The organism is Nonomuraea sp. NPDC004354, from assembly GCF_053602555.1.
Genome location: NZ_JBSGDV010000003.1, coordinates 647,543 through 666,345, shown reverse-complemented (window position 1 = coordinate 666,345; position 18,803 = coordinate 647,543). Strand labels below are relative to the sequence as shown.

The window sequence follows — 18,803 nt, the reverse complement described above, 5'->3', positions numbered from 1 at the left end:
CCACATCACGCTCTACGAGGGGGCAACCCCATGCTCATCCGACCCAAGCGACTGGCCGGTACGGCCATCGCCACGGCCTCCCTCCTCCTGGTCGCGGCCTGCGGCGGCAGCGCCGCCGCGCCCGCGGACATCGACCTCGGTTCGGGACCCGCACAGTCCGGAGCCGTGAAGAAGGACGCCCTGAAGGGCGTCAACATGACCTTCGTCTCCTACGGCGGCGTCTACCAGAAGGGCCAGCAGGACGCGGCCATCGACCCCTTCGCCAAGGAGTCGGGCGCCCAGGTGCTCCAGGACGGCCCGACCGACTACGCCAAGATCAAGGCGCAGGTCGACTCCTCCAACGTCACCTGGGACGTCGTCGACACCGACTCCATCTGGGCCGAGGCCCAGTGCGGCAAGCTGCTCCAGCCGCTCGACTACACGATCATCGACAAGTCGAAGGTGCCGGCGGGCCTGGCCACCGAGTGCAGCGTCCCCGCGATGCAGTACGGCATGGTCCTCGCCTACAACAAGGACAAGTTCGGCGCCAACCCGCCGCAGGGCTGGGCGGACTTCTTCGACACCGCGAAGTTCCCCGGCAAGCGCGCCGTCCCCGGCATCCCGGGCGACGCGGCGCCCGGCCCGTACGAGGCCGCGCTGGTGGCCGACGGCGTGGCCGCCGACAAGCTCTACCCGCTCGACGTCGCCAGGGCCACCAAGAAGCTCGACGCCGTCCGCGGCGACCTGGTCTTCTGGAAGACCGGCGCCGAGTCGCAGCAGCTGCTGGAGTCGGGCGAGGTCGACATGGTCATGATGTGGAGCGGCCGCGCCTACGCCGGCATCAAGAACGGCGCGAAGTTCGACGTCCAGTGGAACGAGTGGATGCCGATCATGGACTCGCTGAGCGTTCCCAAGAACGCCAGGAACCCCAAGGCGGCCATGGCGATGATCAACTACTACCTGGGCGCCCAGCAGCAGGCCAAGCTCACCGAGCTGACCTCCTACTCGCCCATCCACACCGACGCCCAGCCCAAGCTCGACGAGCTCGGCACCTCCTTCCTGACCACCCGCCCCGAGATCGTGGACAAGAGCCTCAAGGTGGACGGCGCGTGGTGGGCGAAGAACCAGCCCGAGATGATCGAGAAGTGGTCCGCCTGGCTCGGAGGCTGAGCGCGCAGTGAAAGAGAGAACGGCGGGGCCCGCGCTCCTTCTGCTGCCCGCGCTCATCGCGCTCGGCGTCTTCTTCCTCTACCCGTTGGGGTCGATGCTGGTCAGCGCCTTCACCGACCCGGAGCCCGGCCTGGGCAACTTCGCCTGGTTCTTCGGGGAGCAGGCCAACATGCAGGTGCTCGGCAGGACGTTCAGCACCGCGCTGTGGGTGACGCTGGTCGCGCTGGCGCTGTCCTACCCCTACGCCTACGCGATGACGATCGTGGGTGCGCGGGCCAGGGCGATCCTGACGCTGCTGGTGCTGGTGCCGTTCTGGACCAGCCTCATGGTGCGCACGTTCGCCTGGGTGATCCTGCTCCAGGACACCGGTGTGATCAACAAGGCGCTGGGCGCGCTCGGGATGGGGCCCTTCAGCCTCATCCGCACCCAGACCGGCGTGGTCATCGGCATGGTGCAGCTGCTGATGCCGTTCATGGTGCTGCCGCTCTACGCGGTCATGAGCGGCATCGACCGGCGGCTGCTGCCCGCGGCCACCAGCCTGGGCGCGCACCCGGTCACGGCGTTCGTCAAGGTGTACGTGCCGCTGTCGCTGCCCGGCGTCTCGGCCGGGTGCCTGACGGTGTTCATCAGCGCGCTCGGGTTCTACGTGACGCCCGCGCTGCTGGGCTCGCCGACCGACGCGCTGATCTCGCAGCAGATCTTCACCCAGGTGAACGGCCTGCTCAAGTGGGGCCGCGGCGGCGCGATGGGCGTCGTGCTGCTCGGGCTGACGCTCGCCATGATCGCGCTGCTGGGGCTGACGCTGCGCCGTACCGGGAAGAAGGTGACGGGATGAGGGCCCGCTGGCCGCTCTGGGCCTTCTGCGCGCTGACGGGCGTGTGGCTGGTCGTCCCGGCGCTGATCGTGGTGCCGCTGAGCTTCACCGACAAGCCGTCGCTGAAGTTCCCGCCGGACGGCTACTCCACCCGGTGGTACGAGAACTTCTTCGGCGACGCGGCGTGGATGTCCGCGCTCGGCACCTCCGTGCAGGTGGCGCTGCTGGTCACGGTCGTGGCCACGACGCTCGGCACGGCCGCCGCGCTCGGCCTGACCAGGGCGAAGATCAAGGGTCTGGCCCTGGCCCAGGGCTCCATGCTGGCGCCGATGATCGTGCCGGGCGTCGTGCTGGCCATCGGCACGTACGCGGTGTTCCTCAAACTGCAGCTCGTGGGCACGCTCGCCGGGTTCGTCATGGCGCACACCGTGCTGGCCCTGCCGTTCGTCATCATCCCGGTCACCGCCTCGCTGCGTGGCTTCGACCGGCGGCTGGAGGACGCGGCCGCCAGCCTCGGGGCGAGCAGGTGGACCGCCTTCCGCAGCGTGACGCTGCCCCTGGTCGCGCCCGGCGTGGCCTCGGGGGCGCTGTTCGCCTTCGTCACCAGCTTCGACGAGGTGGTCGTCTCGCTGTTCATCCAGAGCCCGTACCTGCAGACCCTGCCGGTGAAGATGTACGCCAGCGTCACCAGGGAGACCGACCCGACCATCGCCGCCGCGGCCACGATGATCATCGCGCTCACCACGACGCTCGTCCTCGTCGCCACCTTCTTCGTCGCCAGGAGGACCCGTGCCAAGTAGCATCCAGCTCACCGGCCTCACCAAGACCTACCACGACTTCGTCGCCGTCGACGACGTGTCGCTGACGATCGAGCCCGGCGAGTTCATGACCCTGCTGGGGCCCAGCGGCTCGGGCAAGACCACGACGCTCAACATCATCGCCGGGTTCGTCAGGCAGACCAGCGGCGAGCTGACCGTCGACGGCACCTCCATCGGCGCCACCCCGCCGCACCGGCGCGACATGGGCATGGTCTTCCAGCACTACGCCCTGTTCCCGCACATGACGGTCGCGGAGAACATCGCCTTCCCGCTCAAGCAGCGCAAGGTGCCCAAGGCCCAGCGCGCCGAACTGGTGGCGGCCGCCCTGGCCACCGTCCACCTCGGCGACTTCGGCCACCGCTACCCGCGCGAGCTGTCCGGCGGCCAGCAGCAGCGCGTCGCCGTCGCCCGCGCCATCGTCTACAACCCCCGGGTGCTGCTGATGGACGAGCCGCTCGGCGCGCTGGACAAGAAGCTGCGCGACTGGCTCCAGCTCGAGATCAAGCGCATCCACGCCGAGCTCGGCACCACGTTCGTCTATGTCACGCACGACCAGGACGAGGCGCTGGTGCTGTCGGACCGGATCGCGGTGTTCAACAAGGGCCGCATCGAGCAGGTGGGCCCCGCCGCGGAGCTGTACGAGCGGCCGAAGACGTTGTTCGTGGCCAAGTTCCTCGGCGAGTCGACGGTCCTGCGCGGGCCCGTCTCCGGCCAGGGCATCGGGGTGTGCGCGCGCCTGCTGGACGTGCGCGGCGGCATCGACGGCAAGGACGGCGCCCTGGTGGTGCGGCCGGAACGGCTGGCCGTCCGCAAGCCGGGACACGAGGCCGAGCCCGGCTGGAACGCCCTGCCCGCGACCGTCACCGGCGAGATCTACCTGGGCTCCAGCCGCAAGCTGGAGCTGAAACTGCCGGACGGCAGCCCCGCGCTGGTCCGCGAGCAGGCCGGCGGCCTGAGCGAGGCCCGCGCGGGCGACGAGGTGACGCTGACCTGGCGCGTCGCCGACTCCGTCCTCCTACCTGACGAAAGCGACGCGGAGGCTGTGCTCACGTGAACCTCACCAAGGACTTCGCCAACGGAGGAGTCTCCTTCTGGTACCGGCAGATCGGCGTCCCCGACCGCAGGGCGGCCCTGCCGGGCGCGCGCGACTACGACGTCGCCATCGTGGGCGGCGGCTACACCGGCCTCTGGACCGCCTACTACCTGAAGAAGGCCCAGCCCGACCTGCGGATCGCGATCCTGGAGAAGGAGTTCGCCGGATTCGGCGCCTCCGGCCGCAACGGCGGCTGGCTGTCGGCCGAGTTCGCCGGCTCGCGCGAGCGGCACGCCAAGGCGCGCGGCCGCCAAGCGATGATCGACCTGCAGCACGCCATGTTCGCGTCGGTCGACGAGGTCATCCGCATCGCGGGCGAGGAGGGCATCGACGCCGACATCCACAAGGGCGGGCTCATCCACACCGCCACCAACCCGGCCCAGCGCCGGCGCCTGCACGAGGAGCTCGACGAGCTGCGCGCGTGGGGTTACGGCGAGCAGGACCTGCGCCTGCTCGAACGCGACGAGCGCGAGTCGCGGCTGCGCGTGGCCGGCGCGCTCGACGCCACCTTCAGCCCGCACTGCGCCCGCATCCAGCCGGCCAAGCTGGCCGTGGGCCTGGCCAGGGTGGTCGAGGCGCTCGGCGTCGACATCTTCGAGGGCACCACGGTCACCGCGATCAAGCCCAGGCAGGCGATCACCACCAGGGGGGTGGTGAAGGCGGAGTACGTCATCCGCGCCACCGAGGGCTTCACCGCGGGCATCGAGGGCCAGCGCCGCCAGTGGCTGCCGATGAACAGTTCGATGATCGTCACCGAGCCGCTGCCCGCCGACGTGTGGAAGCACCTCGGCTGGGAGGACCGTGAGCTGCTCGGCGACGAGGCGCACGCCTACATCTACGCCCAGCGCACCGCGGACGACCGGATCGCCATCGGCGGGCGCGGCGTGCCGTACCGGTACGGCTCCCGCACCGACGACCGCGGCGCCACGCAGCGCTGGACCGTCGAGTCGCTGTGGCGCATGCTGGTCAAGCTGTTCCCGGCCGCGGCCGACGCGCGCATCCAGCACTCATGGTGCGGCGTGCTCGGCGTGCCGCGTGACTGGTGCTCGACCGTCCACCTCGACCACGCGACGGGGCTCGGCTGGGCGGGCGGCTACGTCGGCAGCGGCGTCACCACCACCAACCTGGCCGGTCGCACCCTGCGCGACCTGGTGCTGCGGCGGGACACCGAGCTGACCGCGCTGCCGTGGGTGGGCCGCCAGGTCCGCCAGTGGGAGCCCGAGCCGCTGCGCTACGCAGGCGTGCAGCTCATCTACACGCTGTTCCGTGCCGCCGACCGGCGGGAGAACGACAGGGGCACCTCCACCTCCGGATACGCCCGCCTGGCCAACCTGATCGCGGGGCGCTGATGACGTATCTGAGCGACGCCTTGTCCGTGGCGATGCCGCCGGCCGTGCCCAAGCCCACCAGCCTGACCGGCCAGCGCGAGTCGACGCTGGAGCTGTGGCGTGACGGCGGCGCGGAGACCGGCGTGTGGGAGTGCGAGCCCGGCACCTTCACCGCCGTCCGCGACGGCTTCCACGAGATCTGCCAGATCCTGACCGGCAGGGCCACGCTGACCGCGGACGACGGCCAGGTGACCGAGCTCGTCCCCGGCTCCACCGTGGTGCTGAACGACGGGTGGAAGGGCACGTGGGTGGTGCACGAGACCATGCGCAAGATCTACGTCACAATTGACACTAATCCTATCTGATTAGTAGATTACCGGACGGCCCGCCGCGTGGCGGGCCGTCTTTTCGGTGTATTTCCTGCTTTTCCTACTGGGATTGTGATATGAGTAAGCGCATCGCCCTGGCCCTCGCCGCCCTCCTCGCCGTCTCCGCCTGCGGATCCAACGGCGCGGGCGACACCGCGGCAGGTGCCGCCGCCAACCCGTACAAGCTCCTCCAGCCGGGAATCGTCAGGACGGGGACGCTGACCGACGCGCCGCCGAACGTCTTCCTCAAGGACGGCAGGTTCACCGGATTCGACAACGACCTGTTCACCGCCGTGGCGGCCAAGGCCGGCCTCAAGGCGGAGTTCGTCGGCACCGACTTCTCCGCCCTGCTGTCGCAGGTGGCCACGCACAAGTTCGACGTCGGCAGCTCCTCGATCACGATCACCGAGGCGCGCAAGAAGACCGTCGCCTTCACCAACGGCTACGACTTCGGCTACTTCGGGCTCGACGTGCCCGCGGGCTCGGCGATCAAGTCCTTCGAGGAGCTCAAGGGCAAGCGGGTGGTCGTGGTGCAGGGCACCGTCCAGGACGACTACGCCACCCAGCAGGGCCTCGACCCGGTCCGGGTGCCCGACTACAACGGCGCGGTCAACCAGCTCAAGGCGGGCACCGCCGACGCCTGGATCTCGCCGGCCGAGATCGGCGAGACCAGCGCCAAGGAGAGCGGCGGCACGATCGTGCTGGCCGCCAAGCGGCTCAGCCCGGCGCCGACGGCCTTCGCGGTCGCCCACGACAAGCCCGAACTGCTGGCCGCGCTGAACAAGGCGCTGGACGAGGTCATCGCCGACGGCACCTGGAAGAAGCTGCAGGACCAGTACTACCCCGGGCGTCCCGTCCCCGCGGACTTCAAGCCGGGTAGCGCGGGCGCCAGGTGATGGACTGGCTGTCGACGCTGTGGCGGATGTTCTTCGACTGGGAGTCGATGCGCGAGGCGCTGCCCGACATGCTCACGGTCGGGCTGCCCAACACGCTGATCCTGGCCGGCGTCTCCGCCGTGCTCGGCACGGTCCTCGGCATGCTGCTGGCCATGGCGGGCATCGCCAGGACCCGGTGGCTCAGGTGGCCCGCGCGCCTCTACACCGACGTCTTCCGCGGGCTGCCCGCCGTCGTGACCATCCTGCTCATCGGCGTCGGACTCGCGCCCGTCGGGATGCGGATCTGGGGGCCCAACCCCTACCCGCTGGGCATCCTCGCGCTGTCCCTCATCGCCGCCGCCTACATCGGGGAGATCTTCCGCTCGGGCATCCAGAGCGTCGAGAGCGGCCAGCTCGAGGCGGCCCGCGCCCTGGGCTTCTCCCGCGGCGCCGCGCTGCGCCTGGTGATCATCCCGCAAGGGGTACGACGGGTGCTGCCCGCCCTGGTCAACCAGGTGATCGCGCTCATCAAGGAGTCGAGCCTGGTCTACTTCCTCGGTCTGCTGGCCACCCAGCGCGAGCTGTTCAGGATCGGCCAGGACGCGGCGGCCAACACCGGCAACGAGTCCGCGCTGGTGCTGGCCGGGCTGTTCTATCTGCTGCTCACCGTGCCGCTCACCCACCTGGTCAACCACATCGACGGCCGGCTGCGGGCCGCGCCGAAGGAGGCGAGGGCATGAGCGGCGTCGTCACCCGCGACATCCGGCTGTCCTTCGGCGCCACACCCGTCCTGCGCGGCGTGGACCTCGACGTCGCGCACGGGCAGACGGCCTGCGTCATCGGCCCGTCGGGCTCGGGCAAGTCGACGTTCCTGCGCACGATCAACCGGCTGCTCGAACCGTCCGGCGGCGACGTCCTCCTGGACGGCCGGAGCGTGCTGGGGGAGGACCCCGACCGGCTCCGCCGCCGGATCGGGATGGTCTTCCAGCAGTTCAACCTGTTCCCGCACATGAGCATCCTGCGAAACCTGACGCTGCCGCTCCGCAGGATCAGGGGGCTGTCGGCCGACGAGGCCGAGCAGGTCGCCAGGCGCCAGCTCGACCTGGTGGGGCTGGCGGGCAGGGCGGACGCGCGCCCCGGGCACCTGTCGGGCGGCCAGCAGCAGCGGGCCGCCATCGCCAGGGCGCTGGCGATGGAGCCGGAGGTGATGCTCTTCGACGAGGCCACCTCCGCCCTCGACCCCGAACTGGTCAAGGGCGTGCTGGGGCTGATGGCCGAGCTGTCGCGCGAGGGCATGACCATGGTGGTCGTCACCCACGAGATGGGCTTCGCCCGCGAGGCGGCCGACACCGTGCTCTTCCTCGACGAGGGGGTGTCGGTGGAGGCGGGGCCGCCGGCGCGGATCTTCGAGGCGCCGGTCAGCCCCCGGCTCAAGCAGTTCCTGTCGGACGTGCTGTGAGCGTGGCGCCCGGCGGCACCCGCTGGACCTGCCCGCCCGCCGTCCAGGTGTAGGTCACGTGGTCCGACAGGTTGCTGAGCGTGGTGGTGCCGCCCTCGTGGCGCACCGCCACGCTGCCGCCGCCGACGGGGATGCCCGAGATCGACAGCCAGTCGATCCCCGCGGGCAGCGCCGGCTCCGTGGCGATGGCCGCGCCGTTCGGCCGCACGCCGAGCAGGCCCTCGACCACCTGGCTGACCAGCGTGAACGACACCTCCGGGTAGTCGCCGTTGCGCCCGCCCGCGACGTGCTCCTCCTCGCGGGCGGCGTAGATCTCCCGCATCCACCGCCAGGCGGTCTCCGGCCTGCCGGCGCGGAAGAACGTGTCAGGCAGGTAGGTCCACGCCTCGATGTTGTGGGGCCTGCCAGGACCGCCGGCCTGGGCCTCGATCGTGTCGAGGAGCCCGGTGTCGGCGGACAGGCCCTTCAGCGCGGGGAACCAGCTGCTCTCCCTGCCCCAGCCGGTGACGGGGCGGCCGTCGGCGGTGAAACCGCGCACATCCGTCCACTCGGCGGCGAACCAGTCGCGCAGCTCGGCGGCCCGCCGCAGGTAGTCGTCGCCGTCCAGCCCGCGCGCCCGCGACAGCTCGGCCATGGCCAGGAAGGCCGCGTACCGCGCGGCCACCCCGTCACCCGCCACCGCCAGCGGCTCGCCCTCCAGCTCGTTGTAGGAGGCGGTGCCTTCGAAGATGCTGGTGCCCATCGCGGTGGGCGGCAGCTCGATCGCGTGCCGGTAGTAGTCCCACAGCACCGGGTCGTCGACGTAGGCCCGCTCGCCCGTCCAGCGGTGGCCGACGGCGCCCGCCTCCACCAGCTCGTACACCGCGGGGACCTCCCTGACGAAGTCGCCGGGCCCGCGATAGTCGATCGCCAGGTAGGAGCCGTCGAAGTTGAACGCCCACACCGGGCGGCGGCCGTGCTCCTCGGTGGCCGAGGCGGCGAACAGGCGCAGCATCGTGAGGTTGGCCTCGTGCAGGCCGAGCAGGTGGGCGCCGGGGAGCTGGTGGACGAAGTCGCGCAGGTAGAAGCCGCTGCGGTGGGCGTAGCCCGCCCAGTACGAGGCCAGGTAGACGCCCTCGCCGGTGCCTTCCGGCCGCCGCTCGTCCACGTCGACCGGGCCGCGCGATCCGGCCGGGTGCGCCCAGCGCAGCGCCCGGTCGCACGCCCACTCGAACATCGCCACCAGCTCCTCGTTCGAGGAGTCGATACGCATGAAAGCCTTCCGATCAGGGTCCGAGACTGGGCCGGACCACCAGCTCGCCGGGGAGCAGGAGCCCGGACGGGGGAGTGACGCCGTCCTCGATGATCCGCAGCAGCCGGCTGACCAGCGCCTCGGCGATCCGCCGCAGCGGCAGCCGCACCGTGGTCAGCGCCGGCTGCAGGAACGCGGTCACCGGCAGGTCGTCGAAGGCGACGAGGGCCACGTCGCGGCCGATCTCCATACCCTCGGCCCTGGCGGCGGCGTAGACGCCGAGCGCGAGCCAGTCGCCCCCGGCCACGATCGCGGTCGGGCGGTCGGCGCCCGCCAGCAGCTCGCGGGTGGCCGCGACGACCCGCGCGGGCTCGTCACCCGGCACGGCGAACTCCCGGCCCCGCAGGCCGTGGCGGCGCACGCCGGCGCGGAAGCCGTCGCGCCGGTCGTCCATCCACGGCTGCCCGCTGGAGGAGGCCAGGAAGGCGACCTCGCCGTGCCCCCTGTCCGCGAGCAGGCCGACCAGGTCGACCACCGCCTGGACGCTGTCGACGTCCACCCACGCCTGCGGCTGCCCTGGCTCGGTCCTGCCGAAGGCCGCGAAGGGGAAGCCCTCGGCGGTCAGGTAGGCGACCCGGGGGTCATCGCGCAGTATGTCGGACAGCAGGAAGCCGTCCACGGTCCGCGCGGCGAGCAGCTCGTCCAGCGCCTGCTCCTGGCTCTGGCCCGGGCGCGGCCGTACCAGGAGGATCCGGTAGCCGGACTCGCCCGCCGCGGACACGACGGCCTCGAGGAAGCCGCCCATCAGCGGGTTGGGGTTGGCCGGGTCGTCGACCGGCGTCGGATAGGCGATGATCCGCCTGGTGCCCGACTTGAGGCTGCGCGCCGACTGGTCCGGACGGTAGCCGAGCTCCTCGATCAGCGCGGTCACCCGCTCCAGCGTCTCCGCCTTCAGCCGGTGCGGGGCGTTGAGCGCGTTGGAGATCGTCTGACGTGACACGCCGGCCGCGCGCGCGACGTCCTCGATGGTGACCCCGCGCTCGCGCGGCCGACGTGTCGCCACTCAGTCTCTCCTCAGCTTGAGCAGACCGCCCATGGGCACCTCGACCAGCCTCGCACCCGCGTCGAACCGCAGCCTGTCGGCGCTGACGAGCGTGCCGCCGCAGTCGAAGACCTCGGCGCTCGCCTCGCCCTCGCCGTAGAGGACCACCCGGGGGTCGGAGTCGGCGTTGGCGACCAGCACCTCTCCCGTGTCCGGAACGTCCACGGGGAGCGCGGCGTAGCGGGCGATGATCGTGGTGTCCCCATCGTAGGCCCGCACGAGGGGGTAGCCGTGCTCGGGCTGCGCCGGCTCCAGGGCGCCGAGTTGCAGGGTGTCCAGGTGGGTGCGGAAGACGCCCAGCCAGAACTCGACGGCGGCCAGCTGGTCGGGCCGCTGGGCGGCCAGGTCGACCGACACCTGCGGCACCGAGAACAGCGCGTTGATCAGGTGCACGGCCACCTGCTCGGCCGGCTCGTCCGGGTGCCACAGGATCATGTCCGAGTGCACGGCGACAGGTCCGGCGACCAGCCGCAGGTCGACCGTGCGCTGCCGGTTCTCCTGCGGGCTGAGCGGGCAGTCCATCGCGCGCACCATGTTCGCGTACGGCCACAGGCCCGGCCCCGTGTACGGCTGGCGGTGCTCGATCAGCACGTCCGGCCGCGTCCGGCGGAGCCGCGCGTCGAGGTCGTGCAGCAGCCGCCGCACCCCCTCGTCGACCTCCACGCAGTCGGCGCCGTCACTCGGGGCGGGATCTCCGCCCGGCGTGGCGAACCGGTCCACGAAGTCGATCTTCAGCCCGTCCATGCCCCACCGCTCGACCGCCTGGGCGAGCCTGCCGATGAGGAACTCGCGCACCTCGGGGTGGCGCGGGTCGAGCACGGCCGCGTCCATGTGGTCCAGGTAGCGCAGGAACCTGCCCTCGAAGTGCTCGAAGGCCGCGTTGTGCTTGCCGACGAACGGCAGCGCGTACCACAGCAGGTAGGCCATGCCGTTGTCGCGCACCCTGCGCACATGGCTCGCGATGTCGGGGAAGGCGGCCGGGTTGGGCTCCCAGTCACCGCAGAAGGCGTAGCCGCGCGCCCGGTCGGCGGTCTGCCAGCCGTCGTCCACGATGATCGTCTCGCAGCCGATCCGCCTGGCCAGCCGCGCCTGCACCTCCACCGTCTCCTCGGTGACCTCCTGGTGCATGCTGTACCACGTCGAGTAGGCAGGCAGCCGCGCCTGGAGGGGCGTCGGCGGCAGCTCGCGGCCCTCCAGCCACCAGGCCGCCACGTCGGCCAGTGCGGCCGAGTAGGGCCGCTCCGACACGTCGAGCCTGATCCGCAGCCCGTCGCCCTGCAGGGTGAAGACGAACTCGCCGGTCTCCTCGATCAGCCCGCCGGTGAAGCTGACCTGCGCCACCGTCTCGGCCAGCGCCGCCGTGCACACGTTGGCGCCTGCCGTACCGACCAGGCTGACGACCGGGGAGCCCGTGGTCAGCCTGGCCGTCAGCGGCGCGGCCCAGATCGGCGGCACCCAGCGGGTGCCGCTGCCCGGCGTCCAGAAGGCGGCCGTGCTCACGCACGGCACCCTCCACTGCGCCGCCGTCGCCTCGGGGGCGTCGATCAGCCACACCCCCTCGCCGAGCGGCGTCACGGTGACGCCGGTGGTCCCCGCCACCGCCACCTCGACCCCGCCCGCGTGAACCACGGTCGTCTCGTCGAGCGCGTGCGGCCCCCAGATCTGCATGTCTATCCCTTCGTGGCACCGGCCAGCAGGCCGGAGATGAACTGTCTTTGGAGAACGAGGAAGAGGATCATCATGGGCAGCGAGGAGATCGCCGTGCCCACCATGACCTGGCCGAAGTCGGTCTTGGCCAGCCCCAGCAGGCTGGCGAGGGCCACGGGCAGGGTGTACATCTCGGGCGTGCGCATCGCGATGAGCGGCCACAGGAAGTCGTTCCACGCGCCGAGGAACAGGAAGACCGCCAGCGCCGCCAGGACCGGCCGCATCACCGGGACCACCACCCGCCACAGCACCCGCAGCTCGCCCGCGCCGTCGACCCGCGCGGCGTCCAGCAGCTCGTCGGGTATGGCCAGCAGCGACTGCCGCATCAGGAAGATGCCGAACGGCACCGACAGGCTGGGCAGGATCAGCGCCGGATAGCTGTCGATCAGGCCGATGTCGTTCATCATCTCGAAGATCGGGATGATGGTGACGCCGGTGGGAATGACGAGCGTCGACAGCAGCAGCACGAACAGCAGATTGCGGCCCTTGAAGGTGAACTTGGCGAAGGCGTAACCCGCCAGCAGCGACACCACGATCGCGCCCGCGGTCTGCACCACCGCCACGTACAGGGTGTTGCCCAGCACGGTGACCAGCCCGATCGACTCCTCCAGCTTGGCCGTGTTCGCCACGAGCTGGTCGCCCGGGTAGAACTTCGGCGGCCAGGAGAAGATGTCGGAGTTGGCGTGGGTGGCGGCCATGGCCAGCCAGTAGAACGGGCCGACGCACAGCCCGAACACCACGGCCAGCACGAAAGTCAGCGTCCAGCCTTTCATGTCTTCTGCAACCTCATCTGTGCGATGCCGAACCCGGCCACGATCAACGTCAGGGCGTAGGCGATCGCCGCGGCGTAACCGAAGTCGAAGTAGCGGAAGCCGTTCAGGTACAGGTAAAGGGAGATCGTCAGCGTGGAGTTGTCGGGCCCCCCGCCGGTCAGCACCAACGGCTCGTCGAACAGCTGCAGCGTCCCGATCGTCGACAGCACCACGGTCAGCGCCAGGATCGGCCGCAGCTGCGGCACCGTGATCGACCAGAACCGGCGGACCGGGCCCGCGCCGTCCACCATCGCCGCCTCGTACAGCTCCTTGGCGATGCTCTGCAGGCCGGCCAGGTAGATCACCGCGTTGTAGCCGGTGTAGTGCCAGGTCAGGGCGATGACGATGGAGATGCGGGCCCAGAAGGGGCTGCCCAGCCAGTCGATGGGCGTCACGCCGAAGAAGCTGAGCAGCCAGTTGAGCAGGCCCGCGTCCTTGCGCAGGATCACCGAGAACATCACGCCGTAGGCGACCAGGCCGGTCAGGCTCGGCATGAAGACGCCGAGCCGCCACAGGCCGCGGAGCCGGAGGGAGGCGGAGTTGAGCCCGAGCGCCAGCAGCAGCGCGAGGAACAGCATGATCGGGACCTGGACGACCAGGATCAGCCCGGTGTTCCAGAGCGCGGTCCAGAACAGCGGGTCGTTGACCAGCCGGACGTAGTTGTCGAGCCCGACGAAGGTGCGGGCCGCGCCCGCGCCGGTGGTCAGGCTGATGTACATCGCGGCGAGGATCGGATACGCCTTGAAGACCAGGAAGCCGGCGAGCGCGGGCACGACCAGCAGGTAGGGGACGTTGCGCCGGGTGACGAACGACCGCCTGATCCCCGCCTGCTCCCGCGGCCTGGACAGGGTGAGCGTCATCCGGCGGCCGGCTTCCTGTTGGTCTGCTGGGCCAGCTGCGTGGCGGCCTCGGTCAGCGCCGCGGCCGGGTCGGCGCCCTTGAGCAGCACCTTCGTCTGCGCGTCACTGGCGAGCTTCAGCGCCCTGGCGTAGTCGCCGGAGTAGTAGGTGGCGTCGGCGCCCTCGGTGAGCGCGTCGACGAACGTCTTGAGCGCCGGCTGGTCACCGAAGTACGGCTGGGGCGCGGTGAACCTGGGGTCGGAGTAGGCCGCGGTCAGCGCCGGGAACACGCCGCCCTCCGCGAAGACCTTGTTGATCACCTCGGGCTTGGTCAGCGCGTACTCGACGAACGCGAACGCCTCCTTCTGGTGCGTGCTGGTGCCCGACACCGACAGGTGCGTGGAGTTGACGATCGCGGCGCGCTTGCCGCCCGGTGTCACGGCCGGCGGCTGCATGACCCGCCACAGGCCCTTCTGCTCGGGACGCATCTCGGGGATGTAGCTGACCGCCCAGGCCGCCCAGGGAAGCGCGGCCAGCTTGCCGCTGCCGATCATCTGCTTGGCCGTGCCCTCGCCGGAGGTGTCGGCGAGGATGCCCGCGTCGTTCATCTTCTTGAGCAGGGTCATGGCCTGGACGGCAGGCGCGGAGCCGAGCGTGACCTCGCCCTCCCGGTTGAAGTAGAAGGCGCCCTGCTGCTGGAGCAGCGACTGGTACAGGTCCATGTCGACGCTGCCGGCGGCCGGCTTGTTGAGGCCGAGGAGGAAGGCGCCGGTCTTCTCCTTCAGCTTCTTGCCCGCCTCGATCGCCTCGTCCCAGGTGGTGATCTTCTCCGCGTCGACGCCCGCCTTGTCGAACAGGTCCTTGCGGTAGAAGAAGCCGACCGGGTTGACCTCCCACGGCATCGCGTAGACGCCGCCGTCCTTGCCGGTCACCGTCGGCCACAGCCCCTTGGCGAAGGCGTCCTTGTACTTGTCGGCGCCCAGCTTGCGCAGGTCGGCGAGGCCGCCGGGGAACTTGTCCATGTAGCCGGGCAGGTAGTCGATGCCGATGTGCAGCACGTCTCCCAGGCCCTTGCCGCCGGCGGCCATGCCGATGGTGATCTTGTCCCAGATGGCGGGGTTGCCGATCGCCTGGACGTTGACCTTGATGTTCGGGTTGGACTTCTCGAAGTCCTTGGCCACGGCGGCCAGGCCCTCACTGGCGGGCTTCCACGACCAGACGGTGATCGTGACGGGGCCGTTCTGCTCCGCGTCGGGGGAGGAGCCGCAGGCCGCGGCGAGTGCTCCGGTGAGGACGACGGCCAGGGCCGCGCGACGGTTGATCATTTCTTTCCTTTCGGGGGGTCAGGGCCTGCGTGTGATACGCAGTCCCTCGGCCAGGCGGTCCACGGCCTGGCTGGGGGTGGTGGCGTGGGGGGACAGCCGGATCCACGGGCCGCGCAGGGTGGTGGTGAGCCCTGCTCGCGCGAGGGCGGCATGGACGTCCGCGGGATCGTGCCCGGGGAGGCGGAAGCAGGCGATGCCGCCGCGCTCCTCAGGGGGCAGGTCGTCGTGCGGGATCTCCGCACCCGCGGCTCTGGCGGTGTCCAGGAGGGCGCCGAGGGTGTCGGCGAGCCTGGCGGCGATGGCATCCACGCCCACGGTGGTGACGAGATCGAGGGCGACGCCGAACGCGGCGACAGCCGGGTAGTCGGGGTTGGTCATGGTGTGCGCCGCCGCGCCGGGGAGCGGCTCGCGTGGATGGCCGCTCGTGCCGTCCGGGGCGGGGGCGGGGGCCTGTTCCGCCAGGGGTTCGCGGACGCCGGACCAGCCGCCGATGCCGGGGGAGAGGTGGCCCGAGACCCGGTCGCGGACGAGCAGGGCGGCGGCGCCCCACCCCGCCCTGAGCCATTTCTGGCCGCCGGAGGCCAGGACGTCGGCCGCCTCGACCTCCAGGGGAACGGCGCCCAGGCCCTGGATGGCGTCCACGACCAGGACCCGGTCGCGGCCGAGGACCTCCTTGAGCGCACCGAGCGGGGGCCGATGGCCGGTCAGCGCGTCCACGGCGCTGACCGCCAGCGCCCTGACGTCGGCGGTGAGGTGGGCGGCCACGACCTCGGGGGTCACCCGGGGGGCGTCGATCCACCGCACGCGTGGCCCGCCGCGATCCTGCAGGCGCAGCCACGGATAGACGTTGGCGGGGAACTCGCCGCGGCGCACCAGCACCGTGCCGCCCTGGAGGGCGGCTGCCGCCGCGAACAGCGCGTGGCTGGTCGAGGAGACGAAGGCGACCTCGTGCGGCGTGGCCCGCAGGAAGCCGGCGGTGTTCCGCCGCGCCTCCTCGAGCCGGGCGGCCAGCGTGTCCACCGCCCGCTCGCCCCTGCTCGCGCGGGCCGCCTCGACCAGGGTCATGGCGACGTCGTGTGAGATCGGGCCGACCCTGGCGAAGTCGAGATAGCCGGGCAGCTCGTCGAATCGCCCCAGGTAGCGCGCGAGTTGAACGTTCATATCAACAAGGCGTGCCATGGGGGACTCCAGGGGTGGGGGGTAGATATGAGCGTTCAATATAGGGTAATTCGGGCGCGCCGGGAAGACCCCGTGCGCGCCCGATGCTTTCTCAGTACTCGGTGGTCAGCGTGACACCGCTGAAGTCCGTCACGCCGTAAAGGCTGACGTAGTTCCAGCTGTTCGGCTGGACGTCGGCCACCAGGCTCTCGGCCGTGCCGGAGCCGGTCGACCTCGCGTCATAGGAGGTGGTGGTCGCCCACCCGCTCCGCCTGGCGTACAGGTCGGCGTTGCCGGTGCCGCCGGAGGAGGTGACCTTCAGCCTGCTCACGCCCGCCGGGATCCACAGGTAGAAGTAGGCGTGGTTAGGGCCGGGCCCCCGAGTGTCCACCGGCCGGCCACGATGGACTACGTGATGTGTAACATGTCACACTGCCTGATGGAGCGCAAACGTCCACTTGCCGAAGCGCCCGCGGCTGTCATTCCCGCCGGTCACGACCTATACTCGAACACATGTTTCAGGCTTCGCTGCTCGACCTGTTCGCCGCCGAAGGCCCCGGGCCGCTCGGATCCACGGTCAGGCGCGTCGACCTGGGCCACGGCGCCTGGATCGACCTCAGGCCCGGCTGGATCGGCGGTGCCGACGCCCTGCTCGACCGGCTGATCACCGGAGTGCGATGGCGGGCGGAGCGGCGTCACATGTACGACCGGGTGGTCGACGTGCCCCGCCTGCTGGCCTTCTACGAGGAGGGGCAGGAGCTGCCCGACCCGGTGCTGGACGAGGCCAGGGCAGCGCTCGACTCCCACTACGGCGCCGAGCTCGGCGAGCCGTTCGCCACGGCGGGCCTGTGCTTCTACCGCGACGGCCGCGACAGCGTGGCCTGGCACGGCGACACCATCGGGCGGGGCAGCACCGAGGACACCATGGTGGCCATCGTCTCCGTCGGCGCCCCGCGGGCCCTCATGCTGCGGCCCCGCGGCGGTGGCGGCGCGACCGTGCGGCACGAGCTCGGCCACGGCGACCTCCTGGTGATGGGCGGCAGCTGCCAGCGCACCTGGGAGCACGCGATCCCGAAGACGGCCCGCCCGGTCGGGCCGCGCGTCAGCATCCAGTTCCGCCCCCGCGGCGTCCGCTGACCTTCGCGCTACGCTCGGCTCGGGCGCCAGCATCCGGTTCCGGCCCCGGAGCGTCCGCTGACCTTCGCGCCGGATCAGCTCGTGCGTCAGCATCCGGTTCCGCCCCGGGGTGTCCGCCGACCTCGCGCCCGATCAGTACGCTCGGCTCGTGCCACATACCCTGACCGCAGGTTGGATCACGCTCGTGGGGCCGTCGCCCGCCGCCGCGGCCACGGGCGCCGAGCTGGTCGCCCGATGGGCCGAGCCGCATCGCCGGTACCACACCCTCGACCACCTGCGCGCGGTCCTGCGCGCCGTCGACACGCTGGCGCACCTTGCCGGCGACGCCGACGCGGTACGGCTGGCCGCGTGGTTCCACGACGCGGTGTACGAGGGCAAGGCCGGCTCGGACGAGGAACGCAGCGCCCAGCTGGCCCAGTCCCGGCTGGCGAGATGCGGTCTGCCGCAGGCTCGGGTGGCCGAGGTGGCCAGGCTCGTCCGCCTCACCGCCACGCACGACCCCGACTACACCACCGAGCCGCCCTCCTCGCCTGGGCGCGGGCGGGACGCGAACGGGGCGGTGCTGTGCGACGCCGACCTCGCCGTCCTCGCCGGCGACGACTACGCGGCATACGCGCGGGCCGTCAGGCAGGAGTACGCGCACGTGCCCGACGAGCTGTTCCGGCCCGGCCGGGCCCAGGTGCTGCGCCGGCTGATGGACGCGCCCCGGCTCTATCGCACGCCGCTCGCCCACGACCTGTGGGAGGCGAGGGCCCGCGCCAACATGAGCGCCGAACTGGCCACCCTCGAAGCCTGAGCCGCGCCGGTCTTCTCGTGCGCCACCCTGCGGTCAACGCAGTCACGGACGGATCCCGGCCGCTCGGGCCGCCACCGCCCCGCGATCAGGCGGCGTCGCGTGCCCCGGCTGGTCTCGCGCAGGATGTGCCGTCGTCCTACAGTCCGCGGTTTCGGCGGGCCTGGCTGGTCTCGCGCAGGGTGTGCCGTCGTCCTACTGTCAGCGGTTTTGGCGTGCCTGGCTGGTCTCGCGCAGTGCGGTCAGCGGCGTCGGCGTACCCTCGCTGGTCTCGCGTGGGGTGTGCCGTCGTCCTGGGGTCAGTGGCGTCGGCGGGCCCGGCTTGTCGCGTGTATCGTCCTGGGTCAGCGGGGTTCCGGGGAGCGGCGCTTGCGGTGGCGCAGGCCGGCGGCGATAAGGCGGGCCAGCAGTTCCCTGGAGCTGACCGGCTCGGCGCCCAGCGAGACGGCCCGCGAGTGCACCGTCTCCGGCACGTCGTAGTGGTCCCTGTCGAAGGCCCGCGCCGGCACCCCCAGCAGCTCCGCGAACTCGTGCAGCTCCTCCAGCGAGCGGTCGCTGACCAGATGGGACCACAGCAGCCCCCGGGGACCGGGCCAGTTCGGGGGATCGATCAGCACCGTCACGCCGTCAAGCGTAAAGCCACCCGTGCCATGAGGCGGCGCCCCGAAACCGCGGCACTTCCGCCAGTCCTTGGGGCTGGACCAGCTCGAACCGCGCGCCGGCCCCACCTTGCGGCAGGAGGCCCACCCACCGCGGATCAGGCGGTGGGCAGCTCCGCGCGCGATGGCATCAACC

At 71.2% G+C, this 18,803-nt stretch carries 20 protein-coding genes; 11 read left to right on the top strand and 9 right to left on the bottom strand.

Features of this window, described 5'->3' with window-relative positions; translation table 11 throughout:
• Nucleotides 1-30: 30 nt before the first annotated feature.
• From ACWENQ_RS13805 to ACWENQ_RS13765, 9 genes are all read left to right on the top strand, one after another.
• Nucleotides 31-1,149, top strand: a complete 1,119-nt coding sequence (locus ACWENQ_RS13805) for an ABC transporter substrate-binding protein (protein WP_449924871.1) — start codon at nt 31-33, stop codon at nt 1,147-1,149.
• A 7-nt stretch (nt 1,150-1,156) separates the two neighbouring features.
• Nucleotides 1,157-1,984 carry an ABC transporter permease gene (locus ACWENQ_RS13800; protein WP_449924868.1) on the top strand — a complete coding sequence of 276 codons (828 nt, stop codon included), beginning with the start codon at nt 1,157-1,159 and terminating at the stop codon, nt 1,982-1,984.
• Entirely contained in the window at nt 1,981-2,763 is a 783-nt protein-coding gene (locus ACWENQ_RS13795) for an ABC transporter permease (protein WP_354904864.1), read from the top strand. Before ACWENQ_RS13800 ends, ACWENQ_RS13795 begins: the two co-directional genes overlap by 4 nt.
• Nucleotides 2,753-3,835: an ABC transporter ATP-binding protein gene (locus ACWENQ_RS13790; RefSeq protein WP_452414367.1), complete on the top strand. Its 1,083-nt coding sequence runs from the start codon at nt 2,753-2,755 to the stop codon at nt 3,833-3,835. The genes ACWENQ_RS13795 and ACWENQ_RS13790 overlap by 11 nt, the downstream gene beginning before the upstream one ends.
• Nucleotides 3,832-5,223, top strand: coding sequence for an NAD(P)/FAD-dependent oxidoreductase (locus tag ACWENQ_RS13785; protein WP_452414365.1), 1,392 nt, complete (start codon nt 3,832-3,834; stop codon nt 5,221-5,223). Before ACWENQ_RS13790 ends, ACWENQ_RS13785 begins: the two co-directional genes overlap by 4 nt.
• Complete coding sequence (locus ACWENQ_RS13780) at nt 5,223-5,567, top strand: cupin domain-containing protein (protein WP_452414364.1); 345 nt, start codon at nt 5,223-5,225, stop codon at nt 5,565-5,567. The genes ACWENQ_RS13785 and ACWENQ_RS13780 overlap by 1 nt, the downstream gene beginning before the upstream one ends.
• Before the next feature lie 80 nt (nt 5,568-5,647).
• Nucleotides 5,648-6,466, top strand: coding sequence for an ABC transporter substrate-binding protein (locus tag ACWENQ_RS13775; protein ID WP_452414363.1), 819 nt, complete (start codon nt 5,648-5,650; stop codon nt 6,464-6,466).
• A complete protein-coding gene (locus tag ACWENQ_RS13770; RefSeq protein ID WP_449924854.1) occupies nt 6,466-7,185 on the top strand; it encodes an amino acid ABC transporter permease in 720 nt (239 codons plus the stop codon). Before ACWENQ_RS13775 ends, ACWENQ_RS13770 begins: the two co-directional genes overlap by 1 nt.
• Nucleotides 7,182-7,904 carry an amino acid ABC transporter ATP-binding protein gene (locus ACWENQ_RS13765; protein ID WP_452414362.1) on the top strand — a complete coding sequence of 241 codons (723 nt, stop codon included), beginning with the start codon at nt 7,182-7,184 and terminating at the stop codon, nt 7,902-7,904. Before ACWENQ_RS13770 ends, ACWENQ_RS13765 begins: the two co-directional genes overlap by 4 nt.
• Here ACWENQ_RS13765 and ACWENQ_RS13760 read toward each other — a convergent pair.
• The 8 genes from ACWENQ_RS13760 to ACWENQ_RS13725 all read right to left on the bottom strand — a co-directional run bounded on the left by ACWENQ_RS13760 (nt 7,876) and on the right by ACWENQ_RS13725 (nt 16,469).
• Nucleotides 7,876-9,156, bottom strand: a complete 1,281-nt coding sequence (locus ACWENQ_RS13760) for a hypothetical protein (RefSeq protein WP_452414360.1) — start codon at nt 9,154-9,156, stop codon at nt 7,876-7,878. The genes ACWENQ_RS13765 and ACWENQ_RS13760 overlap by 29 nt on opposite strands.
• Nucleotides 9,157-9,169: 13 nt before the next feature.
• Nucleotides 9,170-10,198, bottom strand: a complete 1,029-nt coding sequence (locus ACWENQ_RS13755; protein WP_452414359.1) for a LacI family DNA-binding transcriptional regulator — start codon at nt 10,196-10,198, stop codon at nt 9,170-9,172.
• A complete protein-coding gene (locus ACWENQ_RS13750; protein WP_452414357.1) occupies nt 10,199-11,905 on the bottom strand; it encodes a glycoside hydrolase family 36 protein in 1,707 nt (568 codons plus the stop codon).
• Nucleotides 11,906-11,907: 2 nt separating this feature from the next.
• A complete protein-coding gene (locus tag ACWENQ_RS13745; RefSeq protein ID WP_452414355.1) occupies nt 11,908-12,717 on the bottom strand; it encodes a carbohydrate ABC transporter permease in 810 nt (269 codons plus the stop codon).
• Nucleotides 12,714-13,616 (bottom strand): carbohydrate ABC transporter permease, encoded by a 903-nt coding sequence (locus ACWENQ_RS13740; protein ID WP_452414353.1) that lies wholly within the window; start codon nt 13,614-13,616, stop codon nt 12,714-12,716. The genes ACWENQ_RS13745 and ACWENQ_RS13740 overlap by 4 nt, the downstream gene beginning before the upstream one ends.
• Entirely contained in the window at nt 13,613-14,920 is a 1,308-nt protein-coding gene (locus ACWENQ_RS13735) for an ABC transporter substrate-binding protein (protein WP_452414352.1), read from the bottom strand. The genes ACWENQ_RS13740 and ACWENQ_RS13735 overlap by 4 nt, the downstream gene beginning before the upstream one ends.
• An 18-nt stretch (nt 14,921-14,938) precedes the next feature.
• The gene (locus tag ACWENQ_RS13730; protein WP_452414351.1) at nt 14,939-16,081 is read right to left on the bottom strand and encodes an aminotransferase class V-fold PLP-dependent enzyme; all 1,143 of its coding nucleotides are present in this window, start codon (nt 16,079-16,081) and stop codon (nt 14,939-14,941) included.
• A gap of 109 nt (nt 16,082-16,190) precedes the next feature.
• Nucleotides 16,191-16,469, bottom strand: a complete 279-nt coding sequence (locus tag ACWENQ_RS13725) for a PPC domain-containing protein (RefSeq protein WP_452414349.1) — start codon at nt 16,467-16,469, stop codon at nt 16,191-16,193.
• Between the two features lie 122 nt (nt 16,470-16,591).
• Here ACWENQ_RS13725 and ACWENQ_RS13720 point away from each other — a divergent pair, with 122 nt between their 5' ends.
• Both ACWENQ_RS13720 and ACWENQ_RS13715 read left to right on the top strand, forming a co-directional pair.
• Nucleotides 16,592-17,215, top strand: a complete 624-nt coding sequence (locus tag ACWENQ_RS13720) for an alpha-ketoglutarate-dependent dioxygenase AlkB (protein ID WP_452414347.1) — start codon at nt 16,592-16,594, stop codon at nt 17,213-17,215.
• Nucleotides 17,216-17,363: 148 nt separating this feature from the next.
• The gene (locus ACWENQ_RS13715) at nt 17,364-18,011 is read left to right on the top strand and encodes an HD domain-containing protein (RefSeq protein WP_452414346.1); all 648 of its coding nucleotides are present in this window, start codon (nt 17,364-17,366) and stop codon (nt 18,009-18,011) included.
• A gap of 341 nt (nt 18,012-18,352) precedes the next feature.
• Here ACWENQ_RS13715 and ACWENQ_RS13710 read toward each other — a convergent pair whose 3' ends face one another.
• Nucleotides 18,353-18,631, bottom strand: coding sequence for a DUF4031 domain-containing protein (locus ACWENQ_RS13710; RefSeq protein ID WP_449924822.1), 279 nt, complete (start codon nt 18,629-18,631; stop codon nt 18,353-18,355).
• Between the last annotated feature and the right edge of the window lie 172 nt (nt 18,632-18,803).

Excerpts from the sequence above, each read along its gene's own strand:
- ACWENQ_RS13805 (WP_449924871.1), top strand. The coding sequence starts at position 31 with ATGCTCATCCGACCCAAGCGACTGGCCGGTACGGCCATCGCCACGGCC.
- ACWENQ_RS13795 (WP_354904864.1), top strand. The coding sequence starts at position 1,981 with ATGAGGGCCCGCTGGCCGCTCTGGGCCTTCTGCGCGCTGACGGGCGTG.
- ACWENQ_RS13780 (WP_452414364.1), top strand. The coding sequence starts at position 5,223 with ATGACGTATCTGAGCGACGCCTTGTCCGTGGCGATGCCGCCGGCCGTG.
- ACWENQ_RS13775 (WP_452414363.1), top strand. The coding sequence starts at position 5,648 with ATGAGTAAGCGCATCGCCCTGGCCCTCGCCGCCCTCCTCGCCGTCTCC.
- ACWENQ_RS13770 (WP_449924854.1), top strand. The coding sequence starts at position 6,466 with ATGGACTGGCTGTCGACGCTGTGGCGGATGTTCTTCGACTGGGAGTCG.
- ACWENQ_RS13765 (WP_452414362.1), top strand. The coding sequence starts at position 7,182 with ATGAGCGGCGTCGTCACCCGCGACATCCGGCTGTCCTTCGGCGCCACA.
- ACWENQ_RS13760 (WP_452414360.1), bottom strand. The coding sequence starts at position 9,156 with ATGCGTATCGACTCCTCGAACGAGGAGCTGGTGGCGATGTTCGAGTGG.
- ACWENQ_RS13750 (WP_452414357.1), bottom strand. The coding sequence starts at position 11,905 with ATGCAGATCTGGGGGCCGCACGCGCTCGACGAGACGACCGTGGTTCAC.
- ACWENQ_RS13745 (WP_452414355.1), bottom strand. The coding sequence starts at position 12,717 with ATGAAAGGCTGGACGCTGACTTTCGTGCTGGCCGTGGTGTTCGGGCTG.
- ACWENQ_RS13740 (WP_452414353.1), bottom strand. The coding sequence starts at position 13,616 with ATGACGCTCACCCTGTCCAGGCCGCGGGAGCAGGCGGGGATCAGGCGG.
- ACWENQ_RS13735 (WP_452414352.1), bottom strand. The coding sequence starts at position 14,920 with ATGATCAACCGTCGCGCGGCCCTGGCCGTCGTCCTCACCGGAGCACTC.
- ACWENQ_RS13730 (WP_452414351.1), bottom strand. The coding sequence starts at position 16,081 with ATGAACGTTCAACTCGCGCGCTACCTGGGGCGATTCGACGAGCTGCCC.
- ACWENQ_RS13720 (WP_452414347.1), top strand. The coding sequence starts at position 16,592 with ATGTTTCAGGCTTCGCTGCTCGACCTGTTCGCCGCCGAAGGCCCCGGG.